The organism is Pseudoalteromonas sp. SWN29 (assembly GCF_015864465.1).
Lineage (GTDB): Bacteria > Pseudomonadota > Gammaproteobacteria > Enterobacterales > Alteromonadaceae > Pseudoalteromonas.
This window is the reverse complement of record NZ_JADYXE010000022.1, coordinates 55,408-76,178: the sequence shown is the minus strand read 5'-3', so window position 1 is coordinate 76,178 and position 20,771 is coordinate 55,408. Positions and strand designations below refer to the sequence as shown.

Here is a 20,771-nt window from a genome sequence, read left to right as displayed (position 1 = left end):
AGAGCAGCCAAGTAACCTTGAACCCCTGTTACCTTGGAATATTAAGCAAGGCTAGGTGTCGTTAGCCATACGCTTACTTTAATTAATTAAAAGGAAGTTAAATGAAAAAAATTATTTTAATTGTTCTTATAGGTTTTGTGATTTATAAGCAATTTTTCTCACTAGAAGAAGTCGTTTCTTCTGAAAATAAATTCAAAATAGAGCTCCCCTTCAAGCCAAATATTAAAACTGATGTAAATAATCTGCCGAATATTGGTCGTTTAAAAATAACAAGCTATGAAATGCGTAAAGATGAATTATTTTGTTCTGTAAGTGTGACGGATTATCTCGATAATAATGACCCTATGGGGGAGATAGAAGACACCATTAGGCCTACCAAGCGCCATTTAACTAAAGGTTTTGGTGGGAAAATATCTAGTGAAGATTATATTTTTAGCGGCGCAGTAAAGGGCTATGAAATTAATTTGCTAGCTAAAAATAATAAGTTAGTAAAAAGTCGTACATTTATATATGAAAATCATGTGTACAGCTTGCTATGTTCTTTTTCAAAAGCACAAACAACAGATGTTGATACAATTATGCAATCTTTTAGTTTTATATAAAATGTGCAGCTAACAAAACGCCTGAGGTGGACAGCAAGCACTAAAGCTCACTTTCCACCGCAAATTTTAAAAGCGGTGCTCCTTACTTTTCAATAATGTTAAAGTAAGTTGATTCATTGCGTTCAGTATGTGCTTCCCTCAGGTTGATAGCTGCCGATAATACGCTTCTTCCCAAAATGAATAACGCAAAGGTAACTCTAACTATTCCACAAATGTTTATCTTAAAAAGTAAGTGCAGGAATATCGTCAGTATATCCATTCTTTTTTGCTACTGCGTAAGGTAGCCAATGCAATGCCTACTATTTATATATGCCTAATATAACCATTATTGATTACAAGTTTAAGATTGAATAATAAGCGCAAATACTAGATACTGTTTTTATATACAGTTGTGGCGATATTATGAAAAAAGAATTACCAGCAAAATACTATTTAGCGCATTTTAGAGAGCTTATTGAGTTTGTAACAAGTAAATGTATGCATTTACTTGAGCCTAAACATAGTGAATTTATTAATAAAGTTAACCAGCTTGATGAGCAAAGCCAGTGCATGTTGGCGCGCGTGTACTCGCGCAAGCCTTATTTGGTGCAAGCGCAATCGCTCAATTATGAAGAAATAACCTCGCCGCATCAGGCTATTTATACGCTAAAAAAAGCCGGTATTTTATTTGAGCCAAACGAGCAGCATTACTCGCAGCTTTTGGCTCACTTAACCAAACCTGCTTTGCTTGAGTTGCTAAGTAATTACGACGAGCAAATAAGCTTTAAAAAGAGTGCCGCTAAAGGCGCGCTGGTGGATATTGCCCGTGAGTTTTTTAAAGTATGCCCACAAGAGCTTACGCCACTTTATAGCCAGTATGTAATTAATAACCGTAGTGATTATTACGAGTATTTTGAGTTTTTATTTGCAGGCAAACTAAGCGGTGGTGATGTGAATCATCAAAACCGTTTTGTAATGCGAGATTTAGGTTTAACCGCTACGCGCGAAGGGCACAGAGAGAGTTTGTCGCGCTTTGAAACACTTGATGAAGCGCAATCAAACTATTTATTAAACCGTTACCGGTTAGTATTTAAAAATATAACCGATGAGAGTGATTACGTTACTTTAGCGCCGCAGGTTTTAGTGCAAGCAGCGCACGGTGCCATTGCTATTACGTTAAAAAACAAATTATTAGTAAGGCTTTATCGGCAATTAAAAGGTGTTGATAGCGAACTTGCGTTTAGCTTACTTGAAGGGTGCGTGGATGACAGCGAAGCACAAGAAATTCAAATAAGAGAGCAATTCAGGCTTGGTAATAAAGAGTGGGTAAAAGCACGATTAGAAGCCATTATCGAAAATCCGCTTACTGATGATTTACTGTATTTTGCTGACGACTTTTTAATGCGTAAGTTTAATAAAAAAACACGGTCGCGTTTAAGTGCCATGCTTAGCGATACCCAGTGCGTGCTAGAAATAGATGAACTGTACCGAGGTGAAGTAGAGCAGGGCGTAAACGATTATTATACTCGCCAAGGTATGGCTGTATTTAATACCGAAAACACGGTTTGGCAAAGTTTGTTTGGTTTAGTATTTTGGCACGAGTTATTTGTAGAGTCGCCTTACCCGCCATGCAATGAGTTTGATATTTATCCGCAAGTATTAAGGCTTGGTAATTTTTATGAAGCGCAGCAAACACAAATAAATGAGCGTTTAGCGCAGTGCCAAACGTCGCAAGCATTACTTAATTTAGTGTGTAAAAATGCAGCGCAATACTTTGAGCAACCTAATGGTTTATTTAGATGGCATAAAGAGCTACTACAACCGTTAGAAGCACTTATTTTAAATAGCCCGCATGAGGCATTAATTACCCATTTAACCAATATGAGTAAACATTATTTACAACTAAAAGACGGCTACCCCGACTTAATGGTAATTAATAATGGCCAAGTACATTTTGAAGAAGTAAAAGCGCCGGGCGACAAACTTAGGCGCAACCAATTAACCACCATTGATAACTTAAAAAATGTGGGCTTTGAGGTACACATTGCCGCTGTTAAATGGTTTGTAGATCCAAACCGTATTTACAGTGTGGTCGATATAGAAACCACGGGCGGCTTAAAAGGCGGTAACCGCATTACCGAAATTGGCCTTGTAAAAGTACAGCACGGTAAAGTGATAGACACCTGGACGACACTTGTAAATCCACAGCGGCATATACCCGGATTTATAACGTCATTAACCGGTATTAGCGACAGCATGGTGCGTAACGCCCCTGTATTTTCCGAAATAGCACAGCCATTGTTAGATAAACTCGCAGGCAGTATTTTTGTAGCCCATAACGTTAATTTTGACTACGGCTTTATTAAAAAAGAATGCGAGATGGCAGGGCACTTTTTTAAAATGCCAAAAATGTGCACCGTGGTTGAGTCGCGCAAAACGTTTAAAGGCTTAAAGTCGTATTCGCTGGGCAATCTTTCATCGCACTTTAATTTAAATTTAACCAGCCATCACCGCGCCCTTGCCGATGCAACGGCTACTGCCGAGCTGCTATTACTTATTCAGCAATCCCAAAGTAGTGAATAGGTCCTCAGGTTAACTAAAAGCCACTAACTAGTTATGCTATGAATAGTCAGCACTTAATTGAAAATTAATTATGTGCTGACACTTAAAATTGGTCTTTAATATCATTTAGACTTCGGAGTCTAAATTGTGTGCTCTGTTTATATTCCCCCTCCTTTCTTTGTTTAAATCCTCTATATTAAACTGATCAAACCAGTAACTTTAAATCAGCTGTAAAAATTAAATTTGTTTATTATTAGTTGCTTGAATGAGTTTTATGTTTTTATTTTTATAGCGCGTGTTAGTTACGTGTAAAAGTTGCATTAATCGCTGTTGCATTCGAATGCAAAAAGCGGTAGTTTTTATGAGTCGAAAAAATAGTCATTTAAATATCGCGTTTTTAATAATTATAAATAATAAGAATGTGATGGTGGGGCATAGCGCCCACAGATGCTTAATAAAATTCATTTCAACAGGTGGAGAATTTATCTCATGACGACGAATATTTTACGTAAAACACTTATTTTTGCTGCTGTAAATACGGCGTTATTAGGCTCAGCATCTGTATTTTCACAAGAAGCAAAGTTAAACCCTAACAAAGAGTTGGAGGTTATTTCTGTTACCTCTACTAAGCGGGTTAAAAGTATTCAGTCGGTGCCTTTGGCAGTTACTGCGGTATCGGCTAAAGATTTACTAGAAAATGGCATAACTGATATTTTAAGCCTTGATAGCCTAGCGCCAGGTTTAAAGTCGGGTGTGTCTGGCAGTGATGCTCGCCCTGCCATGCGCGGTGCCAGAACAGAGCAAGTAGAAGCTAACGATGTTGCGATTGCGTTTTATTCTAATGGCGTTTATCGCCCTCGTCATGGGCAAGCACTTGCTGGTTTTGTAGATTTAGAGCGTGTAGAAGTACTTCGCGGGCCTCAAGGTACGTTGTTTGGTCGTAACTCATTTGGTGGAGCTATTGATGTAATAGCTAAAAAGCCAGAGCTTGATATTACCGAAGGCGGTATGGCTACAACATTTGGTAATTATGGTCATTTACGTGGTGAAGGCTTTTTTAATGCCGCTTTAACCGATGATACCGCAGTACGCTTTACCGGGGTGCGAGAAATACGCGACCCATACGTAGAGAATTCGTTTAATGAATCAGCAGGCTTAAAAGATGCTGATATGTATTTTTTGCGTGGCCAAATATTTACTGAGTTTAACGATGATGTAAATTTAAATGTAAAAGTAGAAACATGGCAGGACGAATCAAATGGCGGCGGTGCATTTGGCTATCATATTTTAGGTGTACCTATAAACCCAGCGACAGGTAAAACAAGCTTGTCGGCACCATTAACTGAGCGAATTGGCCGCGATGATGTGTGTGGCAGCAATTGTGGTCGCTTTGGTGCAGGCTTAGATAATGCAGCAACATCAGGGCTTGATACTGCACAAGGTGTGTCGTCAGACCCATTTACTCAGCAGTTTGATTACCAACCATCACGCGATGTAAGCGATGTAAGTATTAGCGCCGAGTTAAACTGGTCGCTAGAGTCGGTTGATTTAAAAATAATTGCAGCCTCAATGGATTACGAAGAAACACGCCTTACCGATGGTGATTTTTCGACTTATGCAGCCACCGTAGATGGTAACGCAATTGAATCTAAAACTAACTCGTTAGAAGTACAAGTTAGCTCTACATACGAAAGTGATTTTGAGTGGGTGGCTGGTATTTACTTATTTTCAGAGGATCTAGATAACGCTTTTTTAAATGCGAGCTACGGAGCCGTGGTTGATAATGTACCCGATACAACGCAGCCTCAAGCGCTTCAATATGCACCTTGGTTAAACCAAATTCAGTTAGAAACGCGATCAGCGGCGGCTTACTTTCAAGGTAACTACGCATTTAATGATGATACACGCGGTATAGCCGGCATAAGGTATACAAATGATAGCCGTGAGTGGGATATTTACGGTCAAAATACTAATGATTTAAGCACGCTAGATTTTTCAGAATTAGAAGTTAAAGACGCAGATGGCGATTGGAGTAAAGTCACGTGGAAGTTAGGCGTAGAGCATGACTTAACAAATTCTCAATTGCTTTATGCTACGGTTTCTACAGGCTTTTTAGCGGGTAATGCACAGGGCGCTTTTAATGGCGAAAATAGCTACGACGAGCAAACAGTAACGGCTTACGAAGTAGGCTTTAAAAGCATGCTGCTTGATAATTCATTAAGATTTAACGCCTCTTTATATTACAACCAATACGAGGACTTACTTTCTACGCGTTTTCAAAATGTAGGCGGTACGGCGGTATCGTTTTTTGGTAATGCGGGCGAAATTGATGCTGCTGGTCTTGAGCTTGAAATTGATTGGCAGGCAAGTGATGCATTGCGCCTAGGTGCACGTGCCGCGTTTACAGATTCTACTTATGGCGACTTTGTTACGCCAAATGTGTTTGAAGAAGGCGGAGAGACCATTAATGGCGTAGATAACTTACTGCAACTTGACGGTAACGAAGTGCAGTTAAGCCCAAAATATAACATTACTCTATTGGCGAGTTACGAGTTTGATTTAGGTGATAAAGGCCGCATTGTGCCTGCTACCAGTATTCAGTTATCGGATTCGTATACGACCAACGATCTCCCTTTTTCGTTTGGTACGCAAGATAGCTATCAAAAATACGATGCCAGCATTGCATGGTATTCGGCCGATAATGAGTGGGCCATACGCGCATATGTTCAAAATGCAGGTGATGAGCTTATTTTGCTTAGAACGGTTCGCTTTGGCGGTAACGTAGCGGCTGCTGACTATGCTAATCCTCGCACTTATGGTGTAAGAATAGGTTACAACTTTTAAGCCTGTTATCGCTTTTAACTGCTTCATACTCAGCTAGGGTTTAGCTGAAGTTAAGTTATTAATAAAATTGGATATTATTTAAAAGGCCAGCAATATTGTATTGCTGGCCTTTTTATTTTTTAGATTTCGAAATCATGATTATCTTAATTTTAAGCTGTTGTTATTTATTGTTTTTAATAATTAAGGTTAATTATTGGTCAGAAAGTTGTTGATCTTTTTGACTTCGAAGTCTATTTTGTATCAATGCATTTTCAATTGATACAATTTGTTTACTGTAATAATTGAAAATGTAGAGTTGGGGAGAAGTAGACACGTTTTAAACTCGGGAGAATAATTATAATGAAAGCTAAATTTACACGGACTCTCGTTCATTTTGCTGTAACAACTGCTATTGCAGCAACCACAATGAATGCTCACAGCGCCGAAGAAGCAACATCAACAAAAACTCAGCAGCAAATTAAAGAACCAGCGATTGAACGCATAGCCGTTACTGCAAACCGTCGCTCACAAGATCTACAGGAAGTATCATCATCAATCACTGCTCTCGGGGAGGCTGATATTGCCCGTGCCGGTATTATTGATGTTACGGGTCTTGAGCAGGTTGTACCGGGTTTACGTATGGGATCATCTGGTGGTGAGGTTCGTCCTGCCATGCGCGGCGCACGTACTAATGAGGTGGGTGTAGCAGGCACCGGTATTGCCGAGCAAATTGTAGGCATATTTCAAGATGGCATTTACGTACCTACTACCTCATCTGGTTTAGGAGCATTGGTGGATGTGCAGCGCATAGAAGTGCTGCGTGGCCCACAAGGTACTCTATACGGGCGTAACACCTTTGCTGGCAGTATTAATATAATTACTAATCAACCTGTTTTTGACGATTTACTGGGGAGTATAAAAGTTGAAACAGGGAGTTATAACCGCAGTGCTTACGAGGGTATTATAAATATTCCTGTAAGCGATACAATTGCGACTCGTTTTGTAGTGGCCTCTGATCGCCATGATGGCTATATCAATAATTTAGTGATTCCAGGACCTTCGGATGATTTACGCGAAAAAAATCAGTTTTATATGCGTAATGTCACTAAGTGGCAACCAAACGATAAGTTTAACGCAACGGTACGTTTTGACTACTCGCGTAAAAACTCAAACTCAGAAGCTATTTGGGGCTATCAGCAAATTGCGGGTTACCAAATAAGCGAAACGTCACCTGGCTCCGGTATATTTGATCCTAACCCTACAATTACAGCTGGGCATATTTATCAGCCAAGTGATGCACAGCACGAAGATCTTGGTCCATATGATGTTTATCGCAATAGCTTTTCGCTTGATAAACAAGAGAGCTTTTCGACAACAGTAGCACTTGAGTGGTATACCGATTTTGCTGATATTAAGTGGACGACTAACTATTCAACCCTTAACGGCAAGCAATACTACGACAACGACTATAGCGATGGCGGTATTGATTTTGTAGGTGGTTTTGGGCGAGTGGACGATCAAAAAACTCTATCGTCTGAGTTACAGTTTGCGTCAAATAATGATGATTCTGATTTTTCGTGGATTGGTGGACTTTATTACTTTGACCAAGAAGCAGATTGGAGCTGGTTATCGCATGCAGATACAACAGGCGACGGTGTTTCAGACTCTGTTGTTGTGCCTTCGTGGGGGAATCCAGATTACGACCCGCATACGGCTAAATCTATCGCAGCGTATGGGCAGTTACGTTATCAAATTAGTGAAGACTTACGTGTTGTAGGTGGCTTGCGTGTTAACCAAGACGATAAAACGTTTACTGGTGATACCATTCCCGATTGGGATGATTCTGCAATGTTATATAAAGCGGCTGCAGAGTACGACATAAACAAAGACATAATGGTGTATGCAAGCGTAGCCACGGGTTATAGAACGGGTGGTGCAAACGATTCGCGCGTGGTAGCACGTGGTGCAGACCCACTTTATGATAACGAAGATGTTATTTCGTACGAAATGGGTATGAAGAGCTATTTGCTAGATGGTGCAATGCGTTTAAATGTGTCGGTATTTATGAATAAGTACGAAGACGTAAAAGCACAGTTGTTTGCAACGTCATGTAACGATACAACAACGGGTGATACCGTTTTAGAGTGTGTGTCTGCAGGTACAGCCACAACATTTGAGTATTACGAAAATGGCGGTGACGTAGAAACAAAAGGCCTTGAAGCCGACCTTCAATGGGTACCAATTGAGAATTTAACGCTTACCGGTACGTTATCGTTATTGGATAGCGAATTTGCTGATGGTTACGCTGTGGGTAACGAGCAACTTCGCCCGTTGCTAGCACTTGGTAACCAAGGTGGCCGCCAAGATATAAACGATAATTCAAGCCAATTTAGTTTTGAAGGCTGGCGACCTGCAATGGCGCCAGAGTACAGCATGGGGCTTTCGGCGCGTTATGAATTTAGTTTAGGGGGCGACTCGTACTTAGTACCGTATATTCAAATGAATTACTTAGACGATTACTACGCGTTTGATACGAATATTCCAGAGGTAAGAGTAGATGCGCATTTAATGGCTGATGCACGCCTAACTTGGTTTATAAACGACAGCGTACAAATTGAGGCTTATGTTAAAAATATTGGCGACAAAGCCATATTAACGCGTGGCGTGGTGCATTCACAAATTGTTGATGGTTTGCCAGCTAACTCAGTACAAGCAAACTGGAGCAACCCGCGTACGTGGGGCGCGAGCTTAAAATATCAGTTTTAAGGTTTCCTAAAATGGTCAAATGACCATAACTTTTAGCCAGCTAATAAATTTATTAGCTGGCTTTTTTATTTAAAAAAGTTAGCGAATTAGCTCGCATTGAGCATTAGTATCATATTTAGCGAGTCTTTTTTTACATTCATCTAGGGCTCTTGTATTTGCTTTAGATTGTGAGCTGTAACCCTCTGAAAAACCATAAAACTCGCCACCATTTTCGGTTTTCCCTAGTGCGAATGCTTTTCTGCCAGCTCTTGATTCGAATGTGGTTAATGCATTTACCGTCGCTACATTATAACTACTTGAGTCACACAAAAACGCGTTGGGTTCTACTTCACATAATGTAGGGGTAGCTTGGCAGCCAGTTAAGAGTAAAACGATGCCTATACTGAGGTACTTCATTTATTGTCATTAATTATTTTAATTTAAGGTTTAATGTACCTAAAAAAGTTGAAATTATAAACAAAAAAAGCGCTCAGTGAGCGCTTGAAGTGAAGTAATAAGTGTTTACAGTGCGAATTGCTGATTTAACGCGAGGGTGTCAAATTGCATAACTTCGCTTGATATTAGAGTGTTAGTAAATGTAATAACGGTGAGTATTTGTTGGCGAACGCGTACGTTTTTGGCATTAAAAGTACCATCGAGTGTCCAGCAAATTGTTGCTTGATTTGAGGCGCTGTCAAACTGTACGGTTTCTAGTTGAGCGTAGCGTCTGCTTAGGCTTTGTGAAAGCGCTAAATGGCAATTTAACAGTGCATCTTTTGATTGTGTTTCGTTACTGCCAGCAAGAATAACGTCTGCATTTTTAGCATAAACACTTTCAAAATTAGCTAAGTTATTAAGCTGCCAAATTTGCCACCAATTATTTAATGTTTCGGCAGTTTGCGTTGGTAATTCACAAATGTCGCTGGGCGTTGCATGAAAGGTAGTCGGGTGCAGGTGGTTGTCTAAATCGCTAACCATAATAGGGTCGCTTTTAGGTAACTTAGGGATCACCAGCGTATTATTGCTCTCACCATTTGCAAATTCGTTGTTAGCCAATAAGAGCGTATCAACAACACATTTTACTGATTTTATGAAGGTATTATTGTGCTTTATAACAAATGAAAGTCTTACTGGTTTTAGCAATTTTTTTGGTTGCAATACCAACTGTAAAGTCTCAAGTTCCTGGCCTTTACTGTGCGTTTTAGATATTAATTCTGATACACCATATTGCGCTAAAAAATCAAGCCATAGCGGCTGTGCTTGCAATGAACCCATGGCGGTAAAGTGATGTTGCTGCCAGCGGCTACTGCGCAGCAATTTACCTGAAATAGTTTTAATATCTGCTTTGGTGTATAAATCGATAATTGCGTTGATCATGCATTTACCTCCAATTCTGTTTGGCTATTTAATGCGTGTGCTCTAAATAAGTTTGCGAGTAGCGCAACTTCGTCAAAAACGGTGACTTCTTCAATGATTTTTTGATTTTTGATGCGTAAGTGCGAGACGCCTAACACAAAATAAGGAAGACTTTTTAGCTCACTTAGTTCATCGCTTTGTGGGTTAAAATGCCCCGCAAGTGACCAGCGAATTGCTACATCTGTAGTGCTCTCATCAAAGGGGGTAATTGCTAAGTGATCGACGGTTAGCTTGGCATCAGGGCAATTAGCAAAAAATTGTATAAATATGCCATTTATTTGTGCAAGGCCGGTTGCCATTCTGCCGCTTGGCCATTGTTGTGTGGCCGTTAAGTTATAAAACTCGTGTATTTTGGCAAATTGCTTTTGGTTAAATAATGTATCTAGCCAGTTATGCGCAAATGCGGCCAGTTCACCGTCTAAAATTGGAGTGCTTGGCGTGCGGTGATCAATTGCTTGTACTCGGGTAAACTCTTCATTAAGCCATAGGGTATGTTTTTCTTTACTTGGTACTTTGGCCATGTGCTTAGCTACATTAATAATACTTAGGCCAAGTTGTTTAACTAAAAAGCCGTTGTCGCGTACTAGCCATTCTTTTACTATTTTATTTTCAAAACAAACGCAGTCGGCAATGGTGGTTACTCGGCCTGTTTTATTTGTAGCAAGGCCAAATTCTGAGTTACCGGTATTACTCATTACACTGCTAATTAAGTGTGATGAGTAGTAATGCTCGTTGCCGTCTTCTGAAAAAATAACATTTTCGCCAATTAGGCTTCTATCAGGGAATGCGGCAATGGTTTTAAGTGTGCCTTGAATAACATCTTCAATATTTTCGCTATAAGCGCCAAGTGTGAAAACAGGGCATACATCAGCGTAATAGCGGTAACATAAACCAATGTTTTTTTGCTCCCAAATGCGGTGCGTAATACGTAAAATGTAATCAACAATATCAACAAACTCTTCGTCAAACCCGATAAGCGCTTGCTGCTTTTTACTTTGCGGGTTTAATACGCTAGATAAAGGCAGCCAGTAAGGCTGGGTAATTGTGTTTTGTGTGCTCATAAATACCTCTTAGTTTGCTGCAGTGATTTTATTTTGCATTTGCTCAAAAATATCAATACCCATTCCCTCTAATAAATGAGGAATATCGATAGCGACCCAGTTTTCTTTTAAAATTCCGTTTTCGCAGCGCCAAAAGTCCATAACACGCGGAAACAGCTTATTACCCGATGCAGGTAAACCTAGCCAGTCATCCCCTGTATGAGTACCGTACATATGCGGCCAGCCACCGGTGGCTACAAAATTGTCGTGGCTTACTAGGCAGAGTGTTTTATTGATCCCACGATCAGGGAATCCTTTTAAAAATGGAGCTTGGTGGTGTTCTCTAAAACCACTAATACCTCGGGTTGTTCCTATACCGGCTGGGCCATACCAAATAAAATCTGGGTGCCAATATTTTTCTAAATTAATGCTGTACAGGTCTTTACCATCGTAACGGCCAAGCTCAGTAAGCATATCAATTACGAGCTGTTCGTTGGCTTTACTTAGTTCGTCGGTTTTAGCTTTAGCAGGCACACCATCAAGTGTAGTGGGGGGCATTATTAAACCCGGGTAACCTAAGCTTGGACGCAGTGGATTTACACCCACTTGGTTCATTACATCGATTAAATCTAAAAAGGTATAAACGTTAACTACTTTATTGTTTTCTATTTGAGCCATTTCGCTATAGCGGATAAAAATACTTTTACCGCTTGCTGGAATACCTAATAACGGTTTTGTGAATTTGCCAGTAAAGTAACCTGTTGCGCATATCCATTGCTCGCCTTTGTAGTCGCCCTCAATAGAAATAAAGGGTTTACGCTCTATATCGGGTAATGAGTTTTTAAGCACTTCAAAGTAATTATTAATTACATTTTGTTTAGATGTAATTGGTTCAAAAGGGTGGCTTACCTGCCATTGAACGGTATCAGCAAGCAATGCTTGATTTGGTAATTTTGCAGCGCTGAAGTTTTCAAAAAGTTGTTCTAAAATATTCATTTATTTCACCTTATACAAAATGTTCAAATAACATGAGAGACGCGAAGCTCACTACAAAAAAGCCGAGTAACCAGTAGTTTATTGAGTCAAATTTACCTGGAACTAAATACCAACCATTTTCTTTTTCAGGGCGGTTTTGTTCTTTAAACATTTTTAGCTGACCTTTAATGGTGTACTCGTTGTATTCCTCTTGAAAACCATCAAAAGCGATACTCAACGTAATACTAAATACAACACACGTTAGGGCACCAATTGCACAATACCAAGGCCATGCTATATCGGTGTAAAGGGCGCATATTGCAACGGTTACAAACGATACTAATGTGCCAATAAGTAGGCCTTTTTCGGTGGTGTGCTTAGAGAAAAACCCTAGTGCAAACATGCCTAATTGAGCACCTACAAAGTATGAGCCTACCTTGGTGAGTATTTCTAAAATTGAGCCTTCACTGTAAAGGTGATACATAATGGCGGGTACAATGATGATTATTGCCCAGCCAAGGGTAAATAAGCGTGTTGCACCTAAGTAATGTGCGTCGTTTTCATCTGGTGCAAAATACTTTTTATAAAAGTCGATAGTACTAATTGTAGAGAGTGAGTTAAGCGCTGAATCGAGGCTCGACATAGAAGCGGCCATAACGGCTGCCGCTATTATTCCCATTAATCCTGGTAGACCATAGTCGGATGCAAACTGTAAAATAATTAAGTTGTCGTTTTCAAATGTACGGCCGCCGTAATAGCTGTAAAACAACACGCCCATAAATATAAAAAACAGGTAAATAAAGAATGCAATAAAGCCCATTAGTAAGTACGACTTTTTAGCATCACCAATGTTTTTAGCTGCAAGCGTACGCTGCACCATCATTTGGTTAGTACCGTAAACAGTGATGTGATAAAGCGACATAGCTAGCACGCCAGACCAAACGGTGGTTACTTGCGTGAAGTCGAACGAGAAATTAAGAGGGTCTAACTTACCTTGTGCTTTTAACTCAGTAAGTGTTGAGCTAAACGAGCCATCCATCGAGGTAATAAGTGCATACATAATAATGCCGGCACCAAAAAATAATATTGCCGACTGAATAACATCGGTCCATATTACGGCAGTTATACCTCCTAGCATGGTATATATTAGTGCGATAATAGTGACTAAAAATATAGCAGTAATAACGTTAATATCTACAATAAAGGCAAGTACTAAAGAGGTTGCATAGAGTACAGCGGCTGACCCCATCGTTTGTGAAATAAGCCAAATTGTGGAGATTAAAATCCGCGCTTTTTTACCAAAACGACGCTCTTGGTATTCGTATATTGAGGCGACACCTGCATTGTAAAAAAACGGAAAAAACAAACACACAACAGCCACAATAACGAGTGGGTAGTTTAAGTGTATGGCAATAACCGATAAACCCTCTTTGTATGACCACGCTGGCGCACCTAAAAATGTAAGCGCACTAACATAGGTTGCCACTACCGATATACCAATAGCCCACCAAGGTGTATTTTTTCGGCCAATATAAAAATCATTAGCACTGCTCACCTTTTTACTTATTACAAACCCAAGTATGAGGTTAGCAATAATGTACCCGATGAGAATACTCCAATTCAATAATCCAAAATCATTCATAATTAATCCTGTTAGATTAGGTATTACGGGCTAATTAGCCTATTTATACTTTTTATTTTGAATCATCATGAATCACTTTGACTTCGAAGTCAATTGTCATTAGTATTATTTTAAATCGATTTATAACTTAGTATTTACAGGCTTTTAATTACTCTTTAAATAGAATACATTTTAGCAATGCATATTTATTTGCGGTTTAAGAGTGTTAATTTGATTGCGCAAACAACAAGGGAACATCATGGCAGAAATAATTAATAATAAGCAGTTGGTTCGTCAGTTTCATGCTGCATTAGAAAAAACACAAGGTAATGATTTAAATGCTGTATTTAAAGAATACTTGGCAGATAATTACAGCTTTAAAGGTGTGCATCCGTTTAATGAATTAAATAATGCTAATGATGTAATTGAACATGTTTGGCAGCCTTTATTTCATTCTTTTAAAGCTCTTCAGCGCCGTGAAGATATTTTTATTGCAGGGCAAAGTGAAGCCGATGGTGGCGAGTGGGTAATGAGTATGGGCCACTTTATGGGCCTCTTTGATCGTGACTGGTTAGGTATTGCACCTTCTCATAAATTGGCGACAATTCGCTACGCTGAGTTTAACTGTGTTAAAGACGGTAAAATTATTCAAACTGGTTTTTTTGTCGATATTATTGGGGTGATGCTACAAGTAGGTTTAAACCCATTACCGCTCTCTACCGGGCAATACTTTACTTATCCTGGGCCACGTACCCACGATGGAGTTCGTTTAGGTGAAGGGAGCGATGAGCAAAGTACGCGCACAATGAACTTGGTTAATCAGATGATTGATAACCTAACCGCGCTTAATCAAAGCGGTATAAATACCTGCCCACCCGAAGTGCTTGCAAAAACATGGGATGAAAACATGGTTTGGTATGGCCCTGCGGGTATTGGTGCTACATATACAATTGAGCGTTATCAGCAACAACATATGTATCCGTTTAGAGAAGGGTTAACGGGTAAAGTATTTAATGGCCATATTTGCCGGTTTGCTGAGGATGAATATGCATGCTTTTTTGGTTGGCCAAACTTAACAAATACCGCCATTGGTGGCTTTTTAGGTTTACCTGGAGCTAATACTCCTGCTGATATGCGCGTGGTTGATGTATATCATCGTGAAGGTGATAAGCTAGTTGAAAACTGGGTAATTATTGACTTACCGTATTGGTTAAAACAACAAGGCTTAGATATTTTAAAACGCACACAAAGTATTGCTAATCCGGGGGCGTAGCCTGTTTAAGCTATAAAAAAGCTCTGTTTTACAGAGCTTTTTTATTTATACGGCTTTAATTGTTAGGGCGCAAAGTTTAAATAGTGCGCTTTAGTTAGTTCTTTCATACGAGCTAATACATCAACTCCAATTTGATTGTACACATCAAGCATATCTATCAGCACCCAGTTTTCGCGAATTAAGTTATTCTCGACTCGCCAAAAGTCGAGACTACGCATGGTTATTTGCTGATTTGCGGGCGCAATACCTAACCAACCATCGTTACTAATTGTCATGCTCATACCAGGCCATGCAGTAAACCCTACGTAGTTTTCATCGGCAAATAAATAGCCTTTACTTGCATCGCCAACCCGGTTGGGTAGGGCATTTAAAAAGGGAATTTGATGCCAATTTCTAAAGCCTTTTACACCGCGTGCAGTGCCTATTGTACTTGGCCCATACCAGCTACAATGCGGATGCCAAAAGTGCTCTAGTTTCATGGCTTTAATGCCACCTTCAGCATAAAATCCAAGATGCTCACACATATCGCCCACAAGCTTTAAACTTTGCGCAGCTTGTTCGCTATTATAAGGACGGGTGATTAACCCATCTTGTGTAGCAGGCCCTGGCACATGCCACTCTTTGCCTAAGCTCGGAGACAGTGGCCATACGTTTGCTTGCATCATTACTTCGGGAATATCCCAAATAGCTTGTACTTCAACCACTTTGCTATTTTTAATCCGGTAAAACTCATGAAAACGCATACTCACTTGATGCCCTGTGGGTGGAATGCCTAGCCATGGTTTTTCGAATGAGCCGGTATAGTATCCACAGCAGCCAACCCAATCAGAGTCGTTTATAGAGCTACCTGCCATTACAATGGTATCGCGGCGTTCAAGGCCAACAAATGCTTTGCTAAGGGGTAAATAGGCTTGCTCAATAAGTGCATTAGGATTTGCGAGTGTTTCAAACGGGTAGCAAAGTTGTATTAATGCGTCATCAGTAAATAAGTTTGTGACTTCTTTTTTGAGCAAATTTATATCAAAGTTATAAAGTGCGCTTCTGAAGTTTTTAATTAACTCTTTATTTTTGTTATGGATACTCATATTTTTGATTCACTTGTAGCTGATTCAAAGTCTGCACGTAATTGCTTAGCACCACTTAGTAAAAAGCTATGATCAGAGCCTAATAGATAAAAACTTACGCCTAACGATTGCCAATGACTGAGCTCACTTAAATTACCAACAAACATGCCACAGCATTTATTATATTTTGCCGCTGCGTTAGCTATCTTAGTAACGGCATCAATAACAATAGGAGCGCTTGGATTAGTTTCACCGAGGGAAATAGTTAAGTCCATTCGGCCTATAAAAATACAGTCAATTTCGTCTATTTGGCATAATTCATCGATGTTCTCAAGCGCATCGGCATCTTCTATTTGAGCAATAATGCAGGTAGATGATTTGTTGGCTGCTAAGTTATCGGTTAATGCATGTGTGGTATAGCCTGCAAAGCGGCTTGAACCTGCGTAACCCCTACCGTTGTTGCCATAAAAGCAGTTTTTAATAATCGCTTTTGCTTGCTCTGGCGTTTTAATGTGAGGTAGTACTAAGCCGTCAGCACCGATATCTAAACTGCTAAGTATAGTGGCGTGATCGGTATTACTTACGCGAATAAGGGTCGGCATGTTTTTAGTACGGGCTGCCATAATGCAACTATCTAAATCGCCGCGATCAAACGGAGCATGCTCTGCATCTAAACACAAAACATCGAGATTAGTGTGAGAAAGTACTTCGGTATTATGATAATGAGTACTTTTTATAAATGTGCCTAATAGCAATTGTTGAGCATTTAACTTTTGTTTTAAATTCATTTAATAGACTCCAACCAATCTAAGAGTAGTGCGTTTAGGGTGTTACTTCTTTCAAGCGGGACGAAATGTCCACAATTGCCTAATAAAATAAGATCGCTATTAGGGCAGGCATTATGCATTGTTTTTTGAATAGTGCTTGGACATAAAACGTCACGTTCACCACCAACAAATAGTAATTTTTTATTGGTTTTCTTAATAACGTTTAGGGTGTCTTCGCGTGTTGCAAGGGCATTTAATTGTGCACTAAAAGCGTTAAAGCCAAGCTCATTTGCCATTTTTAATGCAAGTTCACTGTGCTTTATATTTGGCTGGTGGAAATAATGCGGTAAAAAGTCGAGCTTAAGTACGCTTTCTACGCCTGTAGCGTGTGCTTGCTCAATTTGTTTTTGCCTAATAGCCGGGCGTTCGAGTTTGTCGGCTAGGCTATTACTTGATATTAAACACAGCGACTGTATAAGCTCAGGGTTTGATTTTAAAAGTGCAAGAGCAACAATCCCACCCATTGAAAAACCAATAAAAGGAGCAGGCTTTAGGGCTATGGTTTTAGTAAGCTCAGCCATTTTTTCAATGCTTGTTTGTTCAGTAAATGGAATAACGTGAGGGGTATAACCCGCATTTTGAAGGGCAACTATTTGCGCTTCAAACATACGGTGGTTACACATAGTACCAGGTAAAATATAAACAGGATTTTTGGCCACAAAAATTCCTTAATTTAGCGTGTTTTAATAGAGTTCCCTGTAATTAATGAACCGGTAAAAACTCGTGCTTCAGCAGCGGCTTGAGGGTTTTCAATACGTTCCATGAGTATGTCTACAGCAGCTTTTGTTAACTGTTTCATAGGTTGTTGTATTGTGGTTATTTGATAGTTGTACCAAGACGCAGCACTAATACCATCAAACCCTACCACCGACACATCGTCGGGTACGCTTAAGTTTAAGTTTTGTTTGATTTCATCAATTACGCCAATGGCCATTACATCGTTACTGCAAATAATAGCATCGGGTAGGGTGTTTGTTTTTAACCAATCTTCTAATGCACTTCGTGCTGATTTATAGCCATAATCACCATAAATAACAGGCGTATTTTGGATACCTAAAGTGTGTAAATAATTTTGAGCTATTTCACGGCGCTCGTTGGCTACATCGGAGTCATCTGGGCCGGCAATAATTAAATACGACTTATGGTTAGATTGGTGTAATAAATCAATTAGCTGTTTAATGCCTTTATCGTGATTGCAGCAAACTGTGTTTGCATTCGATTCAGGCACATTACGGTTATAAAGCACAATAGGTGTGCTGTGTTTAGCAAATAAATCCAGGCTTTTACTATCAAAGTGAGCCGCTAGAGCAATTACGCCATCAACCTGAAAGGTCCAAATGTTTTCGAGTAATTCATCTAATTCGTCTGCGTCATCAAGAGTAAAGAGCAGCACTCGTTTATTGTTAAGTGCTAGCTCTTTGTTAAGCTCAGAGAGTACCTCAGGGTAGTTCAAGTTTGCTCGCGATGATAAAATAACCGCGACCATACCAGACTGTTTAGTGATCAACATACGGGCAATGGCATTAGGGCGATAGCCCATTTCATTGGCTGTTGCGACTACCTTTTCGCGGGTTTTTTTAGACACGCTAAATCCGGGTCTAAATACACGCGATACCGCCGATTGTGATACACCCGCTTCGCGGGCTACATCATATGAGGTGACTCGTTTTTGCTTTGACAATGATTTATTTCCTATATCGTCTTACTCGTATGTCTGCTTGTTCTTTGTGGCCAGCGAACCCTTCTGCAGCACATAAACGTGAACAATACTCACCAACAACAACCGAGGCTTCTTCTGTTACTCGTTGGAAAGTACATGTTTTTATGAATTTTCCTACCCATAGCCCACCAGTATAACGCGCTGCTTTACCTGTGGGTAGTGTATGGTTTGTACCAATACATTTATCGCCATAAGAAACGTTAGTTTGCGGACCTAAAAACAAGGCTCCAAAGTTTTGCATGTTTTCTTTGAAGTAGTCGGTATTGCGAGTCATAATTTGTACGTGTTCAAATGCAAGATCGTTAGCAACTTCGATCATCTCCTCATAGGTATCACATACAATAACTTCACCATGATCCTTCCATGCCACACCTGCAATATCAGCTGTAGGTAATATGGTAAGTTGTCTCTCTACTTCAGCCATTGTATCAATAGCTAATTGCTCAGAGTTAGTCAGTAAAATAGCGGGAGACGTAGGGCCGTGCTCTGCTTGGCCTAATAGGTCGGCTGCACATAGTTCGCCATCTACACTGTCATCAGCAATAACGAGTGTTTCGGTAGGGCCTGCAAATAAATCAATACCAACTCGGCCAAATAACTGTCGTTTAGCCTCGGCTACAAAGGCGTTACCCGGGCCTACAATCATATCTACTGGAGCAATAGTTTGCGTTCCAATAGCCATTGCAGCCACGGCTTGTACACCACCGAGGCAGTAAATTTCATCTGCGCCGGCCATATCCATTGCAACCACAATTTCTGGTGATGGCTTGCCATTAAAAGGTGGAGCCATGGCGATAACACGTTTAACACCGGCTACTTTAGCCGTTAATACACTCATGTGTGCAGAGGCTAGTAGTGGATATTTCCCACCTGGTACGTAACAACCTACGCTCTCCATTGCTATGTGTTTATGGCCAAGTGTAACGCCAGGTAGTGTTTCTACTTCAACGTCTTTCATTGAGTCACGTTGAATTTGAGCAAAATTGCGGACTTGGCTTTGCGCCCATTTAATATCTTCGATTAATTGATCATCAAGTTGTGCATAACACGCTTTAATTTCATCACTAGATAGCCTGAAAGACTTCGGAGTCCACTTGTCAAATTTTTCAGAATATTCACGAATTGCTGCATCACCTTCAGATTCAACACGCGCTAAAATATTTTCTACAATATCTCTTACTGATTGATTTTGTTTTTGTTTTGAGTCAATTGGTTGACCTTTTTTTAAATGCTTTATCATTGTTTATATCCTTAGTGACTAGTTGTTTTATACACTGTTGATGAGACGTACTGGTTAAATAATGTCTTGCATCTGTGGGTACTCTAATTAATAATGACTTCGAATGCAATATAGAATTTAGGTGAACAAATGGGATTTGATAAAACTCTTTTACTTGGTAAAACCATTTTGATAACGGGTGCGGGTAAAGGCATTGGTAAATCGTGCGTACAAAAGTGTGTAGATGCGGGTGCAAATATAATTGCTGTGGCGCGTACAAAACACGATTTGGAGCAGCTCAAGGAATATGCTCCTTCGCAAATAGAAATCTGGCCGCTTGATATAAACAGTGATGCTTTTTATGAGCGTTTACGAGGGCTTACTAAGTTAGACGGTTTACTTAACAACGCAGGTATTAACCGTGTTGCGCCAATGCTTGAGCAAACAGATGACAATATTGATGATGTAATTTCGATGAATATTCGTAGTGTTTATCGAATAAGCCAAGCAGCATTACCAGCTTTAATTAACTCTGGTGCCGGTGCTGTGGTTAACATGTCATCTCAAATGGGTTTTGTAGGCTCACCTAATCGCACTTTGTATTGCATGAGTAAGCATGCGGTAGAGGGGCTCACCAAGGCACTTGCTGTTGAACTAGCAACACAAAATGTACGTGTAAACACGGTTGCCCCTACGTTTGTTGAAACGCCAATGACAAAGCCAATGCTTGAAAATCCCGACTTCAAAAAGTTTGTTTATGACATGATCCCAATGAAAAAAATTGCCCAAACGGATGATGTTGCAAATGCTTGTGTATTTTTGCTTAGTGAGTTGTCTGCAATGATCACAGGAACAAGTATAAAAATTGATGGCGGCTGGACCGCTCAGTAATTAATTTAGGAGAG

16 protein-coding genes are annotated in these 20,771 nt (G+C 39.9%); 6 read left to right on the top strand and 10 right to left on the bottom strand.

Annotation, left to right across the window (positions count from 1 at the left end; genetic code table 11):
- Window positions 1–101: 101 nt before the first annotated feature.
- The 4 genes from I6F53_RS10350 to I6F53_RS10335 all read left to right on the top strand — a co-directional run bounded on the left by I6F53_RS10350 (window position 102) and on the right by I6F53_RS10335 (window position 8,732).
- A complete protein-coding gene (locus I6F53_RS10350) occupies window positions 102–602 on the top strand; it encodes a hypothetical protein (RefSeq protein ID WP_197239461.1) in 501 nt (166 codons plus the stop codon).
- Between the two features lie 402 nt (window positions 603–1,004).
- Window positions 1,005–3,164: an exonuclease domain-containing protein gene (locus tag I6F53_RS10345; RefSeq protein ID WP_231616576.1), complete on the top strand. Its 2,160-nt coding sequence runs from the start codon at window positions 1,005–1,007 to the stop codon at window positions 3,162–3,164.
- 468 nt (window positions 3,165–3,632) lie between these two features.
- The gene (locus tag I6F53_RS10340) at window positions 3,633–5,987 is read left to right on the top strand and encodes a TonB-dependent receptor (protein WP_197239460.1); all 2,355 of its coding nucleotides are present in this window, start codon (window positions 3,633–3,635) and stop codon (window positions 5,985–5,987) included.
- A 339-nt stretch (window positions 5,988–6,326) separates the two neighbouring features.
- The gene (locus tag I6F53_RS10335) at window positions 6,327–8,732 is read left to right on the top strand and encodes a TonB-dependent receptor (RefSeq protein ID WP_197239458.1); all 2,406 of its coding nucleotides are present in this window, start codon (window positions 6,327–6,329) and stop codon (window positions 8,730–8,732) included.
- A gap of 78 nt (window positions 8,733–8,810) precedes the next feature.
- On the opposite strand, the gene I6F53_RS10330 is transcribed toward I6F53_RS10335, so the two are convergent.
- From I6F53_RS10330 to I6F53_RS10310, 5 genes are all read right to left on the bottom strand, one after another.
- On the bottom strand, window positions 8,811–9,128 hold the full coding sequence (locus I6F53_RS10330) for a hypothetical protein (protein ID WP_197239457.1): 318 nt from the start codon (window positions 9,126–9,128) through the stop codon (window positions 8,811–8,813).
- Between the two features lie 105 nt (window positions 9,129–9,233).
- Window positions 9,234–10,088, bottom strand: a complete 855-nt coding sequence (locus I6F53_RS10325; RefSeq protein ID WP_197239456.1) for a nuclear transport factor 2 family protein — start codon at window positions 10,086–10,088, stop codon at window positions 9,234–9,236.
- Complete coding sequence (locus I6F53_RS10320; protein ID WP_197239454.1) at window positions 10,085–11,188, bottom strand: nuclear transport factor 2 family protein; 1,104 nt, start codon at window positions 11,186–11,188, stop codon at window positions 10,085–10,087. The genes I6F53_RS10325 and I6F53_RS10320 overlap by 4 nt, the downstream gene beginning before the upstream one ends.
- A gap of 9 nt (window positions 11,189–11,197) precedes the next feature.
- A complete protein-coding gene (locus I6F53_RS10315; protein ID WP_197239453.1) occupies window positions 11,198–12,163 on the bottom strand; it encodes a nuclear transport factor 2 family protein in 966 nt (321 codons plus the stop codon).
- Between the two features lie 10 nt (window positions 12,164–12,173).
- On the bottom strand, window positions 12,174–13,784 hold the full coding sequence (locus I6F53_RS10310; RefSeq protein ID WP_197239452.1) for a sodium:solute symporter family transporter: 1,611 nt from the start codon (window positions 13,782–13,784) through the stop codon (window positions 12,174–12,176).
- 238 nt (window positions 13,785–14,022) lie between these two features.
- Here I6F53_RS10310 and I6F53_RS10305 point away from each other — a divergent pair, with 238 nt between their 5' ends.
- Complete coding sequence (locus tag I6F53_RS10305) at window positions 14,023–15,036, top strand: nuclear transport factor 2 family protein (RefSeq protein ID WP_197160224.1); 1,014 nt, start codon at window positions 14,023–14,025, stop codon at window positions 15,034–15,036.
- A 62-nt stretch (window positions 15,037–15,098) separates the two neighbouring features.
- Here the strand turns inward: I6F53_RS10305 and I6F53_RS10300 are convergent, their stop codons facing one another.
- From I6F53_RS10300 to hisD, 5 genes are read right to left on the bottom strand one after another with little or no spacing between them, the layout of a single operon-like run.
- Window positions 15,099–16,121 carry an ester cyclase gene (locus tag I6F53_RS10300; RefSeq protein ID WP_197239451.1) on the bottom strand — a complete coding sequence of 341 codons (1,023 nt, stop codon included), beginning with the start codon at window positions 16,119–16,121 and terminating at the stop codon, window positions 15,099–15,101.
- Window positions 16,118–16,888 carry an HpcH/HpaI aldolase family protein gene (locus I6F53_RS10295; RefSeq protein WP_197119512.1) on the bottom strand — a complete coding sequence of 257 codons (771 nt, stop codon included), beginning with the start codon at window positions 16,886–16,888 and terminating at the stop codon, window positions 16,118–16,120. Before I6F53_RS10295 ends, I6F53_RS10300 begins: the two co-directional genes overlap by 4 nt.
- Window positions 16,885–17,586: an alpha/beta fold hydrolase gene (locus I6F53_RS10290; RefSeq protein WP_197160226.1), complete on the bottom strand. Its 702-nt coding sequence runs from the start codon at window positions 17,584–17,586 to the stop codon at window positions 16,885–16,887. The genes I6F53_RS10295 and I6F53_RS10290 overlap by 4 nt, the downstream gene beginning before the upstream one ends.
- A gap of 14 nt (window positions 17,587–17,600) precedes the next feature.
- Window positions 17,601–18,608, bottom strand: a complete 1,008-nt coding sequence (locus tag I6F53_RS10285) for a LacI family DNA-binding transcriptional regulator (protein ID WP_149591888.1) — start codon at window positions 18,606–18,608, stop codon at window positions 17,601–17,603.
- A 4-nt stretch (window positions 18,609–18,612) separates the two neighbouring features.
- The gene (gene hisD / locus I6F53_RS10280) at window positions 18,613–19,887 is read right to left on the bottom strand and encodes a histidinol dehydrogenase (protein WP_197239449.1); all 1,275 of its coding nucleotides are present in this window, start codon (window positions 19,885–19,887) and stop codon (window positions 18,613–18,615) included.
- Window positions 19,888–20,016: 129 nt separating this feature from the next.
- Here hisD and I6F53_RS10275 point away from each other — a divergent pair, with 129 nt between their 5' ends.
- A complete protein-coding gene (locus tag I6F53_RS10275; RefSeq protein WP_165740532.1) occupies window positions 20,017–20,757 on the top strand; it encodes an SDR family NAD(P)-dependent oxidoreductase in 741 nt (246 codons plus the stop codon).
- Window positions 20,758–20,771: the final 14 nt, after the last annotated feature.

Bases quoted from the DNA above. Each gene is read 5' to 3' on its own strand.
- I6F53_RS10350 (WP_197239461.1), top strand. From the start codon at position 102: ATGAAAAAAATTATTTTAATTGTTCTTATAGGTTTTGTGATTTATAAG.
- I6F53_RS10345 (WP_231616576.1), top strand. From the start codon at position 1,005: ATGAAAAAAGAATTACCAGCAAAATACTATTTAGCGCATTTTAGAGAG.
- I6F53_RS10340 (WP_197239460.1), top strand. From the start codon at position 3,633: ATGACGACGAATATTTTACGTAAAACACTTATTTTTGCTGCTGTAAAT.
- I6F53_RS10335 (WP_197239458.1), top strand. From the start codon at position 6,327: ATGAAAGCTAAATTTACACGGACTCTCGTTCATTTTGCTGTAACAACT.
- I6F53_RS10330 (WP_197239457.1), bottom strand. From the start codon at position 9,128: ATGAAGTACCTCAGTATAGGCATCGTTTTACTCTTAACTGGCTGCCAA.
- I6F53_RS10325 (WP_197239456.1), bottom strand. From the start codon at position 10,088: ATGATCAACGCAATTATCGATTTATACACCAAAGCAGATATTAAAACT.
- I6F53_RS10320 (WP_197239454.1), bottom strand. From the start codon at position 11,188: ATGAGCACACAAAACACAATTACCCAGCCTTACTGGCTGCCTTTATCT.
- I6F53_RS10315 (WP_197239453.1), bottom strand. From the start codon at position 12,163: ATGAATATTTTAGAACAACTTTTTGAAAACTTCAGCGCTGCAAAATTA.
- I6F53_RS10310 (WP_197239452.1), bottom strand. From the start codon at position 13,784: ATGAATGATTTTGGATTATTGAATTGGAGTATTCTCATCGGGTACATT.
- I6F53_RS10305 (WP_197160224.1), top strand. From the start codon at position 14,023: ATGGCAGAAATAATTAATAATAAGCAGTTGGTTCGTCAGTTTCATGCT.
- I6F53_RS10300 (WP_197239451.1), bottom strand. From the start codon at position 16,121: ATGAGTATCCATAACAAAAATAAAGAGTTAATTAAAAACTTCAGAAGC.
- I6F53_RS10295 (WP_197119512.1), bottom strand. From the start codon at position 16,888: ATGAATTTAAAACAAAAGTTAAATGCTCAACAATTGCTATTAGGCACA.
- hisD (WP_197239449.1), bottom strand. From the start codon at position 19,887: ATGATAAAGCATTTAAAAAAAGGTCAACCAATTGACTCAAAACAAAAA.
- I6F53_RS10275 (WP_165740532.1), top strand. From the start codon at position 20,017: ATGGGATTTGATAAAACTCTTTTACTTGGTAAAACCATTTTGATAACG.